This window comes from Streptomyces sp. NPDC048349 (assembly GCF_040651925.1).
Classification (GTDB): Bacteria; Actinomycetota; Actinomycetes; order Streptomycetales; family Streptomycetaceae; genus Streptomyces.
Map to the genome: position 1 here is coordinate 30,744 of NZ_JBEZLA010000003.1, position 16,498 is coordinate 47,241.

Here is a 16,498-nt window from a genome sequence, read left to right on the forward strand (position 1 = left end):
AGCGTGATGCGAGTCCTGTCCGAGTGGTGCTGGGCAGGGTGGGGCCATGACCTCTGACGTGACGGAATGGATCACCACGCCCATCGAGCCGCTGCTGCGCGGCGCCCTCGAGGTGGAGCGTACCGAGCAGGGCCTGGTGCCGCACCGGATGCCGGCGTGGGCGCGCAAGCAGCACCCGGCGGCTCAACTGGCCACCGTGGAGGCGCAGCCCTCCGGTGTGAGGCTGGTGTTCCGTACCCGGGCGACCGCCATCGAGCTGGACACGATGCCGACGAAGATCGTGTTCGTGGGTGGTCAGGACAATCCGGACGGCGTGTACGACCTGGTGGTGGACGGTCGGCTGGCGGGCCAGGCCACGGTGTCGGGGGGACACGAGTTCCGTTTCGACATGCGGACCCTGTCATCGGAGACCCGGTCCGGCGAGCCGGGTACGGCCCGTTTCTCCGGGCTGTCGGGTGACGTGAAGGACGTGGAGATCTGGCTGCCGCACAACGAGCGCACCGAGCTGATCGCCCTGCGGTCGGATGCGCCGGTGGAGGCCGCCGCGGACAGCGGCCGCCGGGTGTGGCTGCATCACGGCAGCTCGCTCAGCCAGGGCTCCAACGCGCAGAGCCCGTCGGGGACGTGGCCGGCGGTGGCGGCGGCGGCGGGCGGCGTGGAGCTGGTCAACATGGGGCTGGGCGGCAACGCCCTGCTCGATCCCTTCACCGCGCGTGCGATGCGGGACACTCCGGCGGACGTGATCAGCGTCAAGATCGGTATCGCCCTGGTGAACACCGACGTGATGCGGCTGCGGGCCTTCGCGCCGGCGGTCCACGGGTTCTTGGACACGATCCGCGAGGGGCACCCGGACACTCCGCTGCTGGTGGTTTCCCCGGTGCTGTGTCCCATGCACGAGGACACGCCGGGCCCGACCGCGCCGGACCTCGACGGCGAGCAGGTGAGCTACCGGGCCACCGGTGACCCGGCGGAGGTCGCGGCCGGGAAGCTGACGCTGACCGTGATCAGGCAGGAGCTGGCCCGGATCACGCAGCAGCGGGCGGCCGAGGATCCGAACCTGTACTACCTGGACGGTCTTTCGCTGTACGGCGAGAAGGACTTCGCCGAGCTGCCGCTGCCGGACCGGCTGCACCCGGACGAGGCGGGTCACCGTCTGATCGGTGAGCGCTTCGCGGAGCAGGTCTTCGCCGACGGGGGTCCGTTCGCGGCCCGTGCCTGATCCGGGACGTGCGTGAGGCCCGCCTCCCCCCGAGGGAAGGCGGGCCTCACACGTTCGTGATCAGTCCTCGCCGAGGTAGGCCTTGCGGACGTCCTCGTTGTGGAGGAGGTCCTGGCCGGTGCCGGAGAGCACGATCTTGCCGATCTCCATCACGTGCGCCTGGTCGGCCAGCGAGAGCGCGGCCTGGGCGTTCTGCTCGACGAGCAGGATGGTGGTACCGGTCGCCTTGAGCTCGGCGATGGTCGCCATGATCTTCTGCATCATCAGCGGGGACAGACCCATGGAGGGCTCGTCCAGCATGAGCAGCTTGGGCTGGCACATCAGGGCGCGGCCCATGGCGAGCATCTGCTGCTCGCCGCCCGAGAGGGTTCCGGCGGCCTGCTTGCGGCGCTCGCCCAGGATGGGGAAGAGCTCGTAGGCGCGCTGGACGTCCTTCTCGATGCCTTCCTTGTCGCTGCGCAGGAAGGCGCCGAGCTGGAGGTTCTCGGCGATCGTCAGCCGGGGGAAGATGTGGCGTCCCTCGGGGGAGTGCGCCAGCTTCATGGAGACGATCTGGTGGGCCGGGACACCGACGAGGGGCTTGCCGTCGAAGGTGATGCTGCCCGCGGTGGGCTTGAGGAGCCCGGAGAGGGTGCGCAGGGTGGTGGTCTTGCCGGCGCCGTTGGTGCCGACGAGGCAGACGATCTCGCCCTCGTTGACCTCGAAGGAGATTCCCTTGACGGCTTCGATCTTGCCGTAGGCGACCTTGAGGTCCTCGACCTTGAGCAGTGCGGTCACTTGGCCTCTCCTTCCGTGCTGGTGGTGCTGGTGGTGCTGTCCGCGTCGGCGTCCGCGTCGGCGTCCGCGTCGGCGTCCGCGTCGGCGTTGGCGTCGGCGGTTTCGGCCTCAGCCTCGGCTTCGGCGGCCTCGGCCTCGGCTTCGGCGGCCTCGGCCTCGGCGTGGGCCTCGGCGGCCTCGACCTCGGCGACCTCCTCCTCGCCCGGCGCGCCCTCGAAGGGGGTGCCGAGGTAGGCGGCGATGACGCGCTCGTCACCCTGGACCTCTGCCGCCGTGCCCTCGATGAGCTTCTCGCCCTGGACCAGGCAGGCGACGCGGTCGCAGAGGTTGAAGATGAAGCGCATGTCGTGCTCGATGACGAGGACGGCGATGCCCTTGTCGCGGATGGCGAAGATGAGTTCTTCGGCCGCCCGCGTCTCCTGCGGGTTCATGCCGGCGGTCGGCTCGTCCAGGAGGATGAGGCCGGGGTCGCTGGCGAGGGCGCGGGCGATCTCCAGCTTGCGCTGCTCGCCGTAGGGCAGGTTCTTGGCGAGGTGGCCGGCCTTGTGCTGCAGGCCGATGAACTCCAGGAGTTCCATGGCGCGTGCTTCGCTGGCGGCTTCGGCCTTCTTGAAGCCGGGGCCGCGCAGCAGGGCCGACCAGAGGCCTTCCTTCGTGCGGGTGTGGCGTCCGACCAGGACGTTCTCCAGCACGGTCATGTTGTGGAAGAGCCGGATGTTCTGGAAGGTACGGGCGATGCCGGCCGCGGTGACCTTGTGGGGCTTGGGCGGCAGGACGGTGCCCTTGTAGCTGACGCTTCCCTCGGTGGGGACGTACAGCCCGGTGAGGCAGTTGAAGAAGGTGGTCTTGCCGGCGCCGTTGGGGCCGATGAGGCCGACGATCTCGCCGGCGTTGACCTTGAGGTCGACGCCCTTGACCGCGGTGAGGCCGCCGAAGCGCATGGTGACGCCGCTGGCTTCCAGCACGGTGGTCGTGGTGGTGGTGTCTGTGGTGGTCATGTCGTTCACGCCCCCGCCTTGGCGGTGGCCAGGTCCGTGGGGGCCTGGTCAGCGGTGTCGTCGTGGTACTCGAGCTGCGCCCGCTTGTTGGCGATGAGGCCTTCGGGGCGGAAGCGCATGAGCAGGATGAGGGCGATGCCGAAGGCGAGGAGCTGGTAGTCCTGGAGGAAGGCCAGCTTCGCCGGGATCAGGAAGAGGAGTGCGGCGCCGAGGATGGGTCCGCGGATGGTGCCCATGCCGCCCAGGATGACGGCGGCGAGGAGGAACGCGGAGTTCGGCGGCACGGGGCCGGCGAAGACGTAGTTCTCGGGGACGACCGTGCTGTTGACGTGTGCCTGGACGGTGCCGGCGAGGCCGGCGAGGGTGGCGCCGAGGGCGAAGGCGATCAGCTTGACCTTGAAGCCGTTGATGCCCATGGCCTCGGCGGCGGTCTCGTCCTCGCGGATGGCGACCCAGGCGCGGCCGATGCGGCTGTTGCCGGCGCGGGAGAAGACCAGCACCACCAGGGCCATGACCAGCAGCATCAGGAAGTAGTAGTTGGCGTATGCACCGAGGACGATGCCGCCGACCGTGTGGGACTCCCCGAAGTTCCACCCGAACAGGTCCAGGTGGGGGATGTTCGGGATGCCGTTCGGGCCGTTGGTGATGTCCGGACCGGAGTCGCCGTCGAGGTTGCCCATGGCGATGCGGAAGATCTCTCCGAAGCCGAGGGTGACGATGGCGAGGTAGTCGCCGCGCAGGCGCAGGGTCGGCGCACCGATGACCACGCCGAAGACCAGCGAGGCGAGGGCACCGACGATGACCGCCGCCCAGAAGGGCAGGTGGACGCCGAAGGCGGAGGCGGTGCTTCCGGAGACCAGTGCCGCCGTGTAGGCGCCGACGCCGAGGAAGGCGACGTAACCGAGGTCGAGGAGGCCGGCGAGGCCGACGACGACGTTGAGGCCGAGGGCGACGGTCGCGAAGATCAGGATGTTGACCGCGATGAGCGTGTACGTGTCGCCGCTCTGCTGGATGAACGGGAAGGCGATCGCGGCGGCCGCGGTACCGATCAGCGTGACCTGGCGGTGCTTCGCGGTGATGCTGCCGAGCCGGTCGAAGAGGCCGGACTTGAGCAGGGCGAAGGCCGCGAAGCCGACGATGATCAGGTACGTGACGAAGAGCTGCGGCTCCTTGTCGTCGGTGTCGATGCCGAAGGTGACCACGTAGAGGCCGAGGGCGAAGACGCCGGTGATGACGAGGATCTCGGCCCAGGCCGGCAGCTGCTTGGCGGGGGCCGCCTTGCGGCTGTCGTCGGGGAGCTTGTACGCGGCGAGGGCCGGGACGAGCGAGCCGACGAGGGCGACGTAGGCGCCGGGCTCCAGGTGGGCGAAGCCGCCCAGGACCACGGCGATGGAGATGACCGTGAACCAGGTGCCGGCCAGGGTGCCGAGCGACAGGATCCAGACGGGCTTGCGGGCGCCGGTGGGGCTGAGCCAGCGCAGGCCCTTGACGCCGAGCGCGGAGAGCGCGAAGGCGGCGGTCAGGAGGCCGGCGATCAGGCTGAGGAACTGGATGGGCGCCGGGCTGCCGTTGTAGGTGAGGTCACCGGGGAAGTCGGGCGTCCAGGTCCAGCGGAGGTAGGCGCTGATGACGGTCAGGAGGCTGCCGCCGATGACCGCGTAGAGGAGTGCGGCGGGGGCGGGGCCCTGCTTGGCGACGGCGGTCTGCGGGGTGGTGTTGGTGGTCATGGTTCTCACGCCCGATCCGCGACGCGCTCGCCGAGCAGGCCTTGGGGCCGCACGAGGAGGACGACGATGAGGAGTACGAACGCCCAGACGTTGGACCAGGCTCCACCGCCGAGCTGCTGCATGCCGGGGATCTCTTCGATGTACGCGATCGAGAGGGCCTCGGCGAGGCCGAGGACGACGCCGCCGACCATGGCGCCGTAGATGTTGCCGATGCCTCCGAGGACGGCGGCGGTGAAGGCCTTCAGTCCGAGGATGAAGCCCATCTCGAAGTTGATCTGGCCCTTGTCGAGGCCGTAGGCGACGGCGGCGACGGCGGCGAACGCGGCACCGATGGCGAAGGCCATGACGATGATGCGGTCGGTGTTGATGCCCATCAGCTTCGCGGTGTCCGGGTCCTGCGCGGTGGCCTGCATGGCGCGGCCGCTGCGGCTCTTGGAGACGAAGACGCCGAGCGCGAGCATGCACAGCGGGGCGAGGATGAGGACGAAGAGGTCCGCGCGCTGGATGGCCAGGCTGTCGGTGATCTTGAAGGCGGCGCCCTTGAACTCAGGGAAGCTGACGGCCTTCTTGGCGTCCGGGTAGAACTGCCAGACAAGCTGCTGGAGCGCGATCGAGAGGCCGATTGCGGTGATGAGCGGGGCGAGCCGTGGAGCGCTGCGCAGGGGACGGTAGGCGAAGCGTTCGGCTGCGGTGGCGACGAGGACCGAGGCGAGTGCGCCTCCGACGATCATGACCGGTATCGCGATCAGCAGGGAGGTGCCGGTCGGGAGGATGGCGTAGGCGGTGAGCGCGCCGAAGCCGCCGATCATGAAGATCTCGCCGTGGGCGAAGTTGATGAGCTGGACGATGCCGTAGACCATGGTGTACCCGATGGCGATGAGGCCATAAAGGGCACCGAGGGCAAGGCCGTTGGCCAGCTGTTGCGGCAGTTCGTGCACCGCAGGGCCTCCGATGAGCGTGTCGGATAAGACTCCGCGCGAGGGCGCTGTTTGCGCCCTCGCGCGGCTGGTTCTTTTTGAGGGGGGTCAGGCCGTCGGGACGGACCGGACCGAGGTCCCGGCTAGCGGGACGCGGGGACTACTGGTTGAAGGTGTCGCTCTTGACGTCGATCCACTTGCCGCCCTCGACCTTGTAGACCGTGAGCTGCTTGTTGGTGGTGTCGCCGTACTCGTCGAAGGCGACCTTGCCGGTCACACCCTCGAAGGAGACCTTGCCGAGGGCCTCGACGACCTTGGCGCGGGCGTCGGTGGGCAGCTTGCCGCCGTTGGCGGCGACAGCGGCCTTGACGGCCTGGATGACGGCCCAGCCGGCGTCGTAGGAGTAGCCGCCGTACGCGGCGTACGGGTCCTTGTAGCCGCCCGCCTTGTAGTCCTCGATGAACTGCTTGGCGGTGGGGAGCTTCTCGACCGGGTAGCCGATGGAGGTGGACAGGTCACCCTCGTTGGCCTCGCCGGAGGCGGTGATGAAGGCGGGGTCCTGGATGCCGTCGCCGCCCATGAGCGGGATGTTGGCGCCGGTCTTCTTGATCTGGTCGGCGAGCAGGCCGCCCTCGGGGTACTGGCCGCCGAAGTAGACGGAGTCGGCACCGGAGGACTTGACCTTGTCGGCGGTGGAGGAGAAGTCGGTCTCCTTCACGGTGACGTGGTCGGTACCGACGACCTCGCCGCCGAGCTTCTTGAACTCGTCGGAGAAGATCGCGGCCAGGCCGGCGCCGTAGGTCTGCTTGTCGTCGACGACGAAGACCTTCTTCTTGCCGGCGTCCTTGAAGAGGTACTGGGCGGCGAACTTGCCCTGGACCACGTCGGTGGCGGCGGTGCGGAAGTAGGTCGGGAAGGGACGCTTGAACTCGCCCTTGCCCCAGTTGTCGCCCTGGCTGAGCGAGGGGTTGGTGTTGGCCGGGGAGACCTGGGCCAGGTTCGCCGAGGCGAAGACGCCCTGCATCTGCTGGGCCACACCGGAGTTCAGCGGGCCGACGACGCCGAGGACGTCCTTGTTGCCGACGAGCTTGGTGGCGTTGGCCTGACCGGAGGCGGGGACCGCCTGGTCGTCGAGGGCCTCGACCTTGAACTCGATGCCGGGGACCTCGTTGTTCTTGTTGGCCGTCTTGGCCGCGAGGTCGACCGAGTTCTTGATGCCCTGGCCGAGGGCGGAGAGCGAGCCGGTGAGGGGAGCGTCCACGCCGATGACGACGACGGTCTTCTTGCCGCCGGACGTGTCCCCGGTCTTCGCCTCGTCGCGCGATCCGCAGGCGGTGAGGGTCAGTGCTCCCGTGGTGATCACGGTGGTGAGGACGAGCAAAGAACGGTGTCGCACGATTCTTCCTTTCCCTGGCGCGGCTCCCTCTGTGAGGTGCCGTTCGGTCGCCGGGCCGCACTGGGATGTACAGCGGCCGTGCTGGTCGCGCCCAGCGGCGCGGTGACTGGCCGTGACTCTAGGCCCGAGGTGGCGAACACGGGGAGCGGAGAAAGGAGGATGTGACGCTCTTGTTATGCCAAGGCCAAGAATGCGTGGTGGGAGTGTGGACAAATCAGACATTTAACTACGTCTGTGATCGTCCGCATTCTGAGAAATGCCTGTTCCCCTAAGGGGCTTGAGGCCTTCATGCACCTGTCTTAGATCAAATTCGGCCGAATGTGGCAGCGCGTGTCCGAAAGAATCCGCGGGGTGGCCATTCCCAGCGGAAAAGGGGGATTCCGTACGGCATGGTCATTACGGAGCGTCATCATCTGCGGTGTTCCATTGGCGCGGGATGGATCTTGCCGGGATGTCGAAAGGGCCCGCCACCTGCGGCGGGGCGATATGGCGGCACGTGCCCGGAAGCCGGACAACGCGCTCGGAATGCGGTGACCTGGGTCACGTCGGAGGGCGCCAGTTCTCCGAGCTCCACGTCGCGCCGTTCTGCTCGGCGCAGCGCTGCGCCACGAACCGGTCGATCAGCTCAAGTGCCTTGTCCCGCCCGGCCGTTCGCTCCTCGGCGCGTCCCGCGGCCACCGCGTCCTCGTGGATCGCGTACTGGTCGTTGGACAGGCCCTTCTGTTCCCAGTCCAGGCCGGACCATTTCGTGCCCAGAAGCGTCTCCCTCGCCCAGTAGGACACGAGGCTGGTGCAGATCTGTGCGGGCGAGGAGGGGCTGGGAGCGGGGCTGTGCGTGCCCGCCGCGGGCGGTGGGGCGGAAGGCGAGCATCCGGTCAGGGCGCCGGCCAGGGCGAGCGCCGCGGGCAGGGTGGCGGCGGCGTACCGGACCGTGGAGCGTGGCGGTGTCCCCATGAGGGGAAGGTAGGCGGTCACCATCGGTGACACAACAGATGGGGACGGGGCAGGTGCGGACTGGCGGATTCCGGGCGGGTGGGGGCGGAAGAGGGCGCGCCCGCGGGCGCAGCCGAAAACGGGCACAGGCCCGGACGCGCCGCCCGTGGGGGCGGGGGTCCGGGCCTGCGCAGGGCCCGTGGCCAAGGCGTCGGGCGCCCCGAAGAGGGGGCGAGGCCGGTGTCAGGCTCCGGCGGCGGCCTGGCCGCCCGCCGGGTCCGCGTCGCGCAGCAGGCAGGTCAGGCGGGCGGTGCAGACGCGCCGCTCCTGCTCGTCGCTGATCACGACCTCGTAGGTGGCCGTGGAGCGCCCCCGGTGGACGGGGGTGGCGACTCCGGTGACCACACCGGAGCGCACGCCCCGGTGGTGGGTGCAGTTCAGGTCCACACCGACGGCGATCTTGGTGATGCCGCCGTGCATCATGGCGCCGACGGAGCCGAGGGTCTCGGCGAGGACGGCGGAGGCCCCGCCGTGCAGCAGCCCGTACGGCTGGGTGTTGCCCTCGACCGGCATGGTGGCCACGACCCGCTCGGCCGAGGCCTCGAGGATCCTGATGTCCATGCGCTCGCCGAGGTGGCCCGCCGAGAACAGCGAGGGCAGGTCGATGCCCAAGGCCGCGTACTCCTCGAGGACCTCCTGCGGGAACTTCACTGCGTGCTGCTCGCCCATGGGCCGGCTCCGTTCGTCAACGCTCGTTAACCATCTTGTCCTGAGGTCGTTCTATCAGGCCGGTTCGAAGCGGATGACGACGGACTTGCTCGCCGGGGTATTGCTGGTGTCCGCGGTGGAGTCGAGCGGGACCAGCACGTTCGTCTCGGGGTAGTACGCGGCCGCGCAGCCGCGGGCGGTCGGGTAGTGCACGACGCGGAAGCCGGGGGCCCGCCGCTCGACGCCGTCCTTCCACTCGCTGACCAGGTCGGTGTACGCGCCGTCCGCGAGCCCCAGCTCGGCGGCGTCCTCGGGGTTGACCATCACGACGCGGCGGCCGCCGCTGATCCCGCGGTAGCGGTCGTCGAGCCCGTAGATCGTGGTGTTGTACTGGTCGTGGCTGCGCAGGGTCTGCAGGAGCAGCCGCCCCTGGGGAACCTTCGGGTACTCCACCGGCGCGGCCGTGAAATTGGCCTTGCCGGTCTTCGTGGGGAAGCGCCGCTCGTCGCGCGGGGCGTGCGGCAGCCGGAACCCGCCCGGGCGGGCCACCTTGGCGTTGAAGTCCTCGAAGCCCGGGACCACGCGGGCGATCCGGTCGCGGATGGCCCCGTAGTCCTTCTCGAACTCCTCCCACGGCGTCTTCGAGGCACTGCCCAGGACGGCGCGGGCCATGCGGGCCACGATGGCCGGCTCGGAGAGCAGGTGGGGGCTGGCGGGGGCGAGGTTTCCGCGGGAGGAGTGGACCAGGCCCATGGAGTCCTCGACGGTCACGAACTGCTTGCCGCCGGCCTGTACGTCCTTGTCGGTCCGGCCCAGGGTGGGCAGGATCAGGGCGCGCCTGCCGGTGACCGCGTGGGAGCGGTTGAGCTTGGTGGAGACGTGCACGGTCAGGGAAGCCCGGCGGATCGCGGCCTCGGTGACCTCGGTGTCGGGGGTGGCGCCGACGAAGTTGCCGCCCATGGCGAAGAGGACCTTGGCCTCGCCGTCGCGCAGGGCCCGGATGGAGCGGACCACGTCGAACCCGTGGTGCCGGGGCGAGGTGATCGCGAACTCGCGGTCAAGGGCGTCGAGGAAGGCGGGCGCCGGCCGCTCGAAGATCCCCATGGTGCGGTCGCCCTGCACGTTGGAGTGGCCGCGGACCGGGCAGACGCCCGCGCCGGGGCGGCCGATGTCGCCGCGCAGCAGGAGGAGGTTGACGACCTCGCGGATGGTGGCGACGGCGTGCTTGTGCTGGGTCAGGCCCATGGCCCAGCAGACGATCGTGCGCTTCGAGTCCAGGATCATGGCGAGGGCGCGCTCGATCTCGGGCCGGGTCAGGCCGGTGGCCGCGAGGGTCTCCGGCCAGTCGGCCTCCTTGGCAGCGGCCGCGAACGCGTCGTAGCCGTGGGTGTGTTCACGGATGAACGCCTCGTCGGTGGCCCCGTCCGCCTCGATGACCAGCTTGTTCAGGAGGCGGAAGAGCGCCTGGTCGCCGCCGATGCGGATCTGCAGGAACAGATCGTTGAGGGCGGTGCCCTTGAGCATGCCGAGGGGGCTCTGGGGGTTCTTGAACCGCTCCATGCCGGCCTCGGGCAGCGGGTTCACCGAGATGATCTTCGCGCCGGCGGCCTTGGCCTGCTCCAGGGCGGAGAGCATGCGCGGGTGGTTGGTCCCCGGGTTCTGCCCGGCCACGATGATCAGTTCGGCCTGGTGGAGGTCTTCCAGGGAGACGCTGCCCTTGCCGATCCCGATGGTCTCGTTCAGCGCGGAGCCCGAGGACTCGTGGCACATGTTGGAGCAGTCGGGCAGGTTGTTCGTGCCGAATTCACGGGCGAAGAGCTGGAAGAGGAACGCCGCCTCGTTGCTGGTGCGGCCCGAGGTGTAGAAGAGGGCCTCGTCGGGGGAGGCCAGGGCGTGCAGCTCCTCCGCGATGATCGCGAAGGCCCGCTCCCAGCTCACCGCCTCGTACCGGTCGCCGCCCTCGGGCAGGTACATCGGCTGCGTGATGCGGCCCTGCTGTCCCAGCCAGTAGCCCGACCGGCCGGCCAGATCGGCCAGCGGGTGCGCGGCGAAGAACTCCGGGGTGACCCGGCGCAGGGTGGCCTCCTCCGCCACGGCCTTGGCGCCGTTCTCGCAGAACTCGGCGGTGTGCCGCTTGTCGCCCTCGGGCCAGGCGCAGCCGGGGCAGTCGAAGCCGTCCTTCTGGTTGACCTTGAGCAGGGTGCGGGCGGTACGGGCCAGCCCCATCTGCTGCTGCGCGATCTTCAGGGTGTGCCCGATCGCGGGGAGCCCGGCGGCCGCGTGCTTCGGAGGCGCGACCTGGGGCGCGTCCTGTACCGGATCACCTGCGGGCGGCTTGGTGGCCATGGCGCTCCCCTTCGAGCAGTCTTCGCGTACACATCCGATCCTGTCACGCTCCGCCGACATCGCCGACGGCGGATTTGCCGCCCCGCACAGGCCGTCCGGATTTGTCGGTGGGGGCGCCTAGGATCGGGGGCGTGGCAGAGACAGCATCGAAGAAGACCGACCAGACGACCGCAGCGGACCGCCCCCGCCTGATGCTCATGGACGGGCACTCCCTGGCGTACCGGGCGTTCTTCGCGCTGCCCGCGGAGAACTTCACGACCGCGACCGGCCAGCCGACCAACGCCATCTACGGCTTCGCGTCGATGCTGGCGAACACGCTGCGCGACGAGGCGCCCACGCACTTCGCGGTGGCGTTCGACGTCTCGCGCAAGACGTGGCGCTCGACGGAGTTCCCCGAGTACAAGGCGAACCGCTCCAAGACCCCCGACGAGTTCAAGGGGCAGGTCGAGCTGATCGGCGAGCTGCTCGACGCGATGCACGTGCCGCGGTTCGCCATCGACGGCTACGAGGCCGACGACGTCATCGCGACGCTGGCGACGCAGGCGGAGGCCCTCGGCTTCGAGGTGCTGATCGTCACGGGCGACCGGGACTCCTTCCAGCTCGTCTCCGAGCACACCACCGTGCTGTACCCGACCAAGGGCGTCTCCGAGCTGACGCGGTTCACCCCGCAGAAGGTCGAGGAGAAGTACGGACTCACCCCCCAGCAGTACCCGGACTTCGCCGCGCTGCGCGGCGACCCGTCGGACAACCTGCCCGGCATCCCGGGCGTCGGCGAGAAGACCGCCGCCAAGTGGATCACCCAGTTCGGGTCCTTCGCGCAGCTCGTCGAGCGCGCCGAGGAGGTCAAGGGCAAGGCCGGGCAGAACTTCCGGGACCACCTGGAGTCCGTCAAGCTCAACCGCGTCCTGACCGAGATGGTCAAGGACGTGGAGCTGCCCAAGTCGCCCGCCGACCTGACCCGCCTCCCCTACGACCGGTCCGCTGTCACCGGGGTCCTGGACGTACTGGAGATCCGCAACGCCTCGCTGCGCGAGCGGCTGCTGGCCGTGGACCCGGGCGCGGCCGAGGCCGAGGCGCCGGCTCCGGTGGCCGCGGGTGTGGAGCTGGACGGCTCGGTGATCGGCGCGGGCGAGCTCGCGCCGTGGCTCGAGGCCCGCGCCGGCGCGCCGCTCGGCATCTCCACCGTCGACAGCTGGGCGCTGGGCCAGGGCAACGTCAGCGAGATCGCACTGGCCGCCGCCGACGGGGCGGCCGCCTGGTTCGAGCCGTCCGAGCTGGACGAGTCCGACGAGCGGGCCTTCGCGGCCTGGGCCGCCGATGCCGCGCAGCCGAAGGTGGTGCACAACGCCAAGGGCCTGATGCGGGTCTTCCCCGAGCACGGCTGGACCCTCGCCGGCGTCACCATGGACACCGCGCTCGCCGCCTACTTGGTCAAGCCGGGCCGCCGGTCCTTCGCCCTGGACCTGCTGTCCAACGAATACCTGCACCGCGAGCTGGCGCCGGCCGCCGCCGACGGGCAGCTGGCCTTCGGCGCCGACGAGACGGCCGAGGCGGAGGCGCTGATGGCGCAGGCCCGCGCCGTCCTGGACCTGGGCGAGGCCTTCACCGGCAAGCTCGCCGAGGTCGGGGCGGTGGAGCTGCTGCACGACATGGAGCTGCCGACGTCCGAGCTGCTGGCCCGGATGGAGCGGGCCGGCATCGCCGCCGACCGCGACCACCTGGAGGCCATGGTGCAGCAGTTCGCCGGAGCGGTGCAGCAGGCGGTGAAGGAGGCGCACGCGGCGGTCGGCCACGAGTTCAACCTCGGCTCGCCCAAGCAGCTCCAGGAGATCTTCTTCGGCGAGCTGGACCTGCCGAAGACCAAGAAGACCAAGACCGGCTACACCACGGACGCGGACGCACTGGCCTGGCTGGCCACGCAGACCGACCACGAACTCCCGGTGATCATGCTGCGCCACCGGGAGCAGGCCAAGCTGCGCGTCACCGTCGAGGGCCTGGTCAAGACGATCGGCGCCGACGGCCGCGTGCACACCAGCTTCAGCCAGACCGTCGCCGCGACCGGCCGGCTGTCCTCCACCGACCCCAACCTGCAGAACGTGCCGGTGCGCACCGACGAGGGCCGCGCCATCCGCCGTGGCTTCGTCGTCGGCGAGGGCTACGAGTCCCTCATGACCGCCGACTACAGCCAGATCGAGCTGCGCGTGATGGCCCACCTCTCCGAGGACGAGGGCCTGATCGAGGCGTTCGCGACCGGCGAGGACCTGCACACCACCGTCGCCTCCCAGGTGTTCGGCGTGGAGCGGTCCGCGGTCGACGCCGAAATGCGGCGCAAGATCAAGGCGATGTCCTACGGGCTGGCGTACGGGCTGTCCGCCTTCGGCCTCTCGCAGCAGCTGAACATCGACCCCGCCGAGGCCCGCGGCCTGATGGAGACCTACTTCGAGCGGTTCGGCGGGGTGCGGGACTACCTGCGCCGCGTCGTCGACGAGGCCAGGGCCACCGGCTACACGGCGACGGTCTTCGGACGCCGCCGGTACCTGCCCGACCTGGGCAGCGACAACCGCCAGCGCCGCGAGGCCGCCGAGCGGATGGCGCTCAACGCCCCCATCCAGGGCACCGCCGCCGACATCGTCAAGGTCGCGATGCTGCGCGTGGACAAGGCGATCGTCGCGGCCGGGCTGGCGTCGCGGATGCTGCTCCAGGTCCACGACGAAATCGTGCTCGAGATCGCCCCGGGCGAGCGCGAGCGGGTGGAGGAGCTGGTGCGCCGCGAGATGGGCGCCGCCGTCGAGCTCCGGGCCCCGCTGGACGTGTCCGTGGGCGTCGGCTCCGACTGGGAGTCCGCCGCCCACTGACCCGCCCGCCCGCCCGGGAACCGCGCTGCGCCCGTCCCCGCTATGCGGTGGGGACGGGCGTTCGCGCGTCCTCGCTATGCGGTGGGGACGGGCGTTCGCGCGTCCTCGCCCGTGGGGGAGCGGTCGCCGCGGTGCCGGAGCCGTACCGCGGCCCCGTACAGCAGCAGGCCCACGGCGAGGCCGCCGCCCGCACCGAAACAGACGGTCGGGATGATGTCGAGCGGCGTGCGGATCCGGTCGAAGAACGTGAAGAAGCGGATCACGCGCACCGTGACCCCGGCCGCCACGCACCCCACGAGCAGGGCCGCCGCACCTCCGGCCTCGAGACGGGTCAGCACCGGCACGGACGCGGGCACGGGGCGGGGCGCGATCCGGCGCAGCGCGGTGGCCGCGAACCAGACGAGGGCGCAGGCGGCGGCCGCCGAACTCCCGTACTGCAGGTACGAGTAGAGGGGCAGGCCGAAGGCCAGCGGCTCACCGAGCGCGGGCAGGGCATTGGTTCCCCAGCGGTCCAGGTGCGTGAAGCTGTCCCACACCACGTGCGTGAGGGAGCCCGCGACCGCCGACAGGTAGAACCAGAGGGCGAGCGCGCGCAGTTGGCGCCCCCGCCAGTGCTCGCCCCGCACGAAGGCGTGCACCCGCCCCCGCCAGGCGCGCGGCAGGAGCGCGACCAGCGGCTCGCGCAGCAGCAGCCAGTACGCCACGAGGACGGCGGTGAGCGCGGCGTCCGCAGTGAGCACGCCCGGCAGGGAGTGCGTGAAGGCGCCGTACGACATCACTCCGCCCACGACCGCGTCGGCGAAGTAGAACGTGTCCGGTGCGAACGATCCGAGGACCAGCGCCGAGGCGACCAACGGCCCCCGCGCCCGCCCGGTCCGACGGACGGCCGGAAGGACGGCAGCCGCATGGCTGAGGGTGAACGGCATGGCGGTGCTCCTGGTGCGTGTCGGTCCGGACCAGTATGCGCGACCTGCCCAGGACGTGGGGATGTGGTGAATTCCACCTCGTCGTGCGTGCCCTGTGCAGGGAGTTGACGTAGGGTCACGCCGACGTCGAGGGGGAGGGGTCCAGCTCATGTCGGCTCGCATATTCGGACGCAGGCTGCGCAGGGGCGCGGCGGCAGCCCTGGTCTCCGCGCTGGTGGTCGCCGCCGTGACCGCCTCCCAGGGGCCGGCCGCCGGGCGCGCGGAACGGATCTCCGCGGCCGGGGACGGCGCCGCGCACCCCCTCCCGGACGCCGGAGCCGGAGGGGACGGCTCCTACTTCACCGAACTCCCGCCGCTGGTGAGCCCCGAGCCGCCGGCCGTGGTGCTGCCGGACGGACCTCCTGCGGCCGCCGCCGGGCAGGCGGCGCCCGAGACCGTTCCCGCGGCCGGGGACGCGGGCGCGGCGGTCGCCTTCGCCGCCGGTGCGCAGGGGATACCCGCGAGCGTGCTCGCCGCGTACCTGCGGGCGGAGAAGACGGTGGGGGAGAGCGACGCCCGCTGCGGGCTGCGCTGGCAACTGCTGGCGGCGATAGGCAAGGTGGAATCCGGGCAGGCGCGCGGCGGCCGCGTGGACGCGTCCGGGACCACGCTGCGGCCGATCCTGGGCCCCGTGCTCGACGGCAACGGCTTCGCGAACATACCGGACACGGACGGCGGGGCGTACGACGGGGACGCCCGGTACGACCGGGCGGTCGGGCCCATGCAGTTCATCCCCTCCACATGGGCCGCCTGGGGCCAGGACGCGGACGGCGACGGGCGGCGGAACCCCAACAACGTGTACGACGCGGCCCTCGCAGCCGGGCGGTACCTGTGCGCGGGCAGCCGCGACCTGGGGGTGGAGGCCGACCTGGACCGGGCCGTGCTCTCGTACAACCACTCCGCGGAGTACCTGCGGACGGTGCGGTCCTGGTTCACCTACTACCTCAAGGGGACGCACCAGGTCCCGGACGCGGGGGGCACGCCCGCCCCCGCACCTGCGCAGACCCGGCCGAACCCGCAGCCGAGCCCGAGCCCGAGCCCTGAGCCGGACCCGAAGCCGTCCCCGACTCCCACTCCTGCGCCGACGCCTACTCCTACGCCCACGCCTACGCCGGACCCGAAGCCGACCCCCACGCCCACCCCGAGCCCCACGCCCACCCCGGCCCCCACCCCGGCCCCGACTCCGACACCCACGCCCAGTCCCACGCCGACTCCCCGCCCCACTCCCCCTCGCACTCCCGCCCCGACCGCTTCCCCGACGCGTGCGCCGAGCCCGAGCCCGAGTGTGAGCCCGAGTGCGAGCCCGAGTACGAGTCGGCCCCCGACGGCCACCGCGACCGCCGAGCCCGCGGCTCCCGAGCCGTCCGCCTCCGCCGCGCCCTCCCCGTCCGCCACGCCGACGCCGACTGCCTCGGGGGAAACCCCGTAGTCGAACGGTTCTCATCTCGCGTCCGCATTGCTACGGTGCCTCCGCCCTGACGCCCTATCAGATTCCGGAGGCCCGGCATGCGCGCATTCACCGCCGCCGCCGGCGGGCTCGTGCTCGCGGTGCTCCTCGTCCTCGCCATCACGGCGCTCGGGGCGCCCGAAGGCACGACCTCGCCCAAGCCCCTGCTCACCACCGCGCCCCCCGCGCCCGGACAGTAGAGGAGGGCCC

13 protein-coding genes are annotated in these 16,498 nt (G+C 70.8%); 4 read left to right on the forward strand and 9 right to left on the reverse strand.

All coding sequences use genetic code 11. The annotated features are described in order from the left end of the window. The first annotated feature begins 46 nt into the window (after positions 1–46). The gene (locus tag AB0D44_RS03110; RefSeq protein WP_362583504.1) at positions 47–1,219 is read left to right on the forward strand and encodes a GDSL-type esterase/lipase family protein; all 1,173 of its coding nucleotides are present in this window, start codon (positions 47–49) and stop codon (positions 1,217–1,219) included. Positions 1,220–1,279: 60 nt separating this feature from the next. Here AB0D44_RS03110 and AB0D44_RS03115 read toward each other — a convergent pair whose 3' ends face one another. The 8 genes from AB0D44_RS03115 to AB0D44_RS03150 all read right to left on the reverse strand — a co-directional run bounded on the left by AB0D44_RS03115 (position 1,280) and on the right by AB0D44_RS03150 (position 11,021). Then, the gene (locus AB0D44_RS03115; RefSeq protein ID WP_362583507.1) at positions 1,280–1,996 is read right to left on the reverse strand and encodes an ABC transporter ATP-binding protein; all 717 of its coding nucleotides are present in this window, start codon (positions 1,994–1,996) and stop codon (positions 1,280–1,282) included. Then, positions 1,993–2,994 carry an ABC transporter ATP-binding protein gene (locus AB0D44_RS03120; protein ID WP_362583510.1) on the reverse strand — a complete coding sequence of 334 codons (1,002 nt, stop codon included), beginning with the start codon at positions 2,992–2,994 and terminating at the stop codon, positions 1,993–1,995. Before AB0D44_RS03120 ends, AB0D44_RS03115 begins: the two co-directional genes overlap by 4 nt. A 5-nt stretch (positions 2,995–2,999) precedes the next feature. Next, complete coding sequence (locus AB0D44_RS03125) at positions 3,000–4,721, reverse strand: branched-chain amino acid ABC transporter permease (RefSeq protein ID WP_362583926.1); 1,722 nt, start codon at positions 4,719–4,721, stop codon at positions 3,000–3,002. A gap of 5 nt (positions 4,722–4,726) precedes the next feature. Continuing rightward, positions 4,727–5,659, reverse strand: coding sequence for a branched-chain amino acid ABC transporter permease (locus AB0D44_RS03130; RefSeq protein WP_362583512.1), 933 nt, complete (start codon positions 5,657–5,659; stop codon positions 4,727–4,729). A 139-nt stretch (positions 5,660–5,798) separates the two neighbouring features. Next, the gene (locus AB0D44_RS03135; RefSeq protein ID WP_362583515.1) at positions 5,799–7,034 is read right to left on the reverse strand and encodes a branched-chain amino acid ABC transporter substrate-binding protein; all 1,236 of its coding nucleotides are present in this window, start codon (positions 7,032–7,034) and stop codon (positions 5,799–5,801) included. 540 nt (positions 7,035–7,574) lie between these two features. Continuing rightward, the gene (locus AB0D44_RS03140) at positions 7,575–7,988 is read right to left on the reverse strand and encodes a hypothetical protein (protein ID WP_362583516.1); all 414 of its coding nucleotides are present in this window, start codon (positions 7,986–7,988) and stop codon (positions 7,575–7,577) included. A gap of 222 nt (positions 7,989–8,210) precedes the next feature. After that, positions 8,211–8,696: a hotdog fold thioesterase gene (locus tag AB0D44_RS03145; RefSeq protein ID WP_362583519.1), complete on the reverse strand. Its 486-nt coding sequence runs from the start codon at positions 8,694–8,696 to the stop codon at positions 8,211–8,213. 54 nt (positions 8,697–8,750) lie between these two features. Beyond that, positions 8,751–11,021: an FdhF/YdeP family oxidoreductase gene (locus tag AB0D44_RS03150; RefSeq protein ID WP_362583521.1), complete on the reverse strand. Its 2,271-nt coding sequence runs from the start codon at positions 11,019–11,021 to the stop codon at positions 8,751–8,753. A gap of 131 nt (positions 11,022–11,152) precedes the next feature. Between AB0D44_RS03150 and polA the strand changes: the two genes are divergently transcribed. Beyond that, a complete protein-coding gene (polA, locus tag AB0D44_RS03155) occupies positions 11,153–13,876 on the forward strand; it encodes a DNA polymerase I (RefSeq protein ID WP_362583524.1) in 2,724 nt (907 codons plus the stop codon). 74 nt (positions 13,877–13,950) lie between these two features. On the opposite strand, the gene AB0D44_RS03160 is transcribed toward polA, so the two are convergent. After that, positions 13,951–14,802 carry a DUF4184 family protein gene (locus AB0D44_RS03160; RefSeq protein ID WP_362583527.1) on the reverse strand — a complete coding sequence of 284 codons (852 nt, stop codon included), beginning with the start codon at positions 14,800–14,802 and terminating at the stop codon, positions 13,951–13,953. A gap of 148 nt (positions 14,803–14,950) precedes the next feature. Here AB0D44_RS03160 and AB0D44_RS03165 point away from each other — a divergent pair, with 148 nt between their 5' ends. Next, on the forward strand, positions 14,951–16,270 hold the full coding sequence (locus AB0D44_RS03165; protein WP_362583529.1) for a lytic transglycosylase domain-containing protein: 1,320 nt from the start codon (positions 14,951–14,953) through the stop codon (positions 16,268–16,270). A gap of 77 nt (positions 16,271–16,347) precedes the next feature. After that, entirely contained in the window at positions 16,348–16,488 is a 141-nt protein-coding gene (locus tag AB0D44_RS03170) for an SPW_0924 family protein (RefSeq protein ID WP_362583532.1), read from the forward strand. Positions 16,489–16,498: the final 10 nt, after the last annotated feature.

Coding starts and splice junctions, on each gene's coding strand:
- AB0D44_RS03110 (WP_362583504.1), top strand. CDS start 47: ATGACCTCTGACGTGACGGAATGGATCACCACGCCCATCGAGCCGCTG.
- AB0D44_RS03120 (WP_362583510.1), bottom strand. CDS start 2,994: ATGACCACCACAGACACCACCACCACGACCACCGTGCTGGAAGCCAGC.
- AB0D44_RS03125 (WP_362583926.1), bottom strand. CDS start 4,721: ATGACCACCAACACCACCCCGCAGACCGCCGTCGCCAAGCAGGGCCCC.
- AB0D44_RS03140 (WP_362583516.1), bottom strand. CDS start 7,988: ATGGGGACACCGCCACGCTCCACGGTCCGGTACGCCGCCGCCACCCTG.
- AB0D44_RS03145 (WP_362583519.1), bottom strand. CDS start 8,696: ATGGGCGAGCAGCACGCAGTGAAGTTCCCGCAGGAGGTCCTCGAGGAG.
- AB0D44_RS03150 (WP_362583521.1), bottom strand. CDS start 11,021: ATGGCCACCAAGCCGCCCGCAGGTGATCCGGTACAGGACGCGCCCCAG.
- AB0D44_RS03160 (WP_362583527.1), bottom strand. CDS start 14,802: ATGCCGTTCACCCTCAGCCATGCGGCTGCCGTCCTTCCGGCCGTCCGT.
- AB0D44_RS03165 (WP_362583529.1), top strand. CDS start 14,951: ATGTCGGCTCGCATATTCGGACGCAGGCTGCGCAGGGGCGCGGCGGCA.
- AB0D44_RS03170 (WP_362583532.1), top strand. CDS start 16,348: ATGCGCGCATTCACCGCCGCCGCCGGCGGGCTCGTGCTCGCGGTGCTC.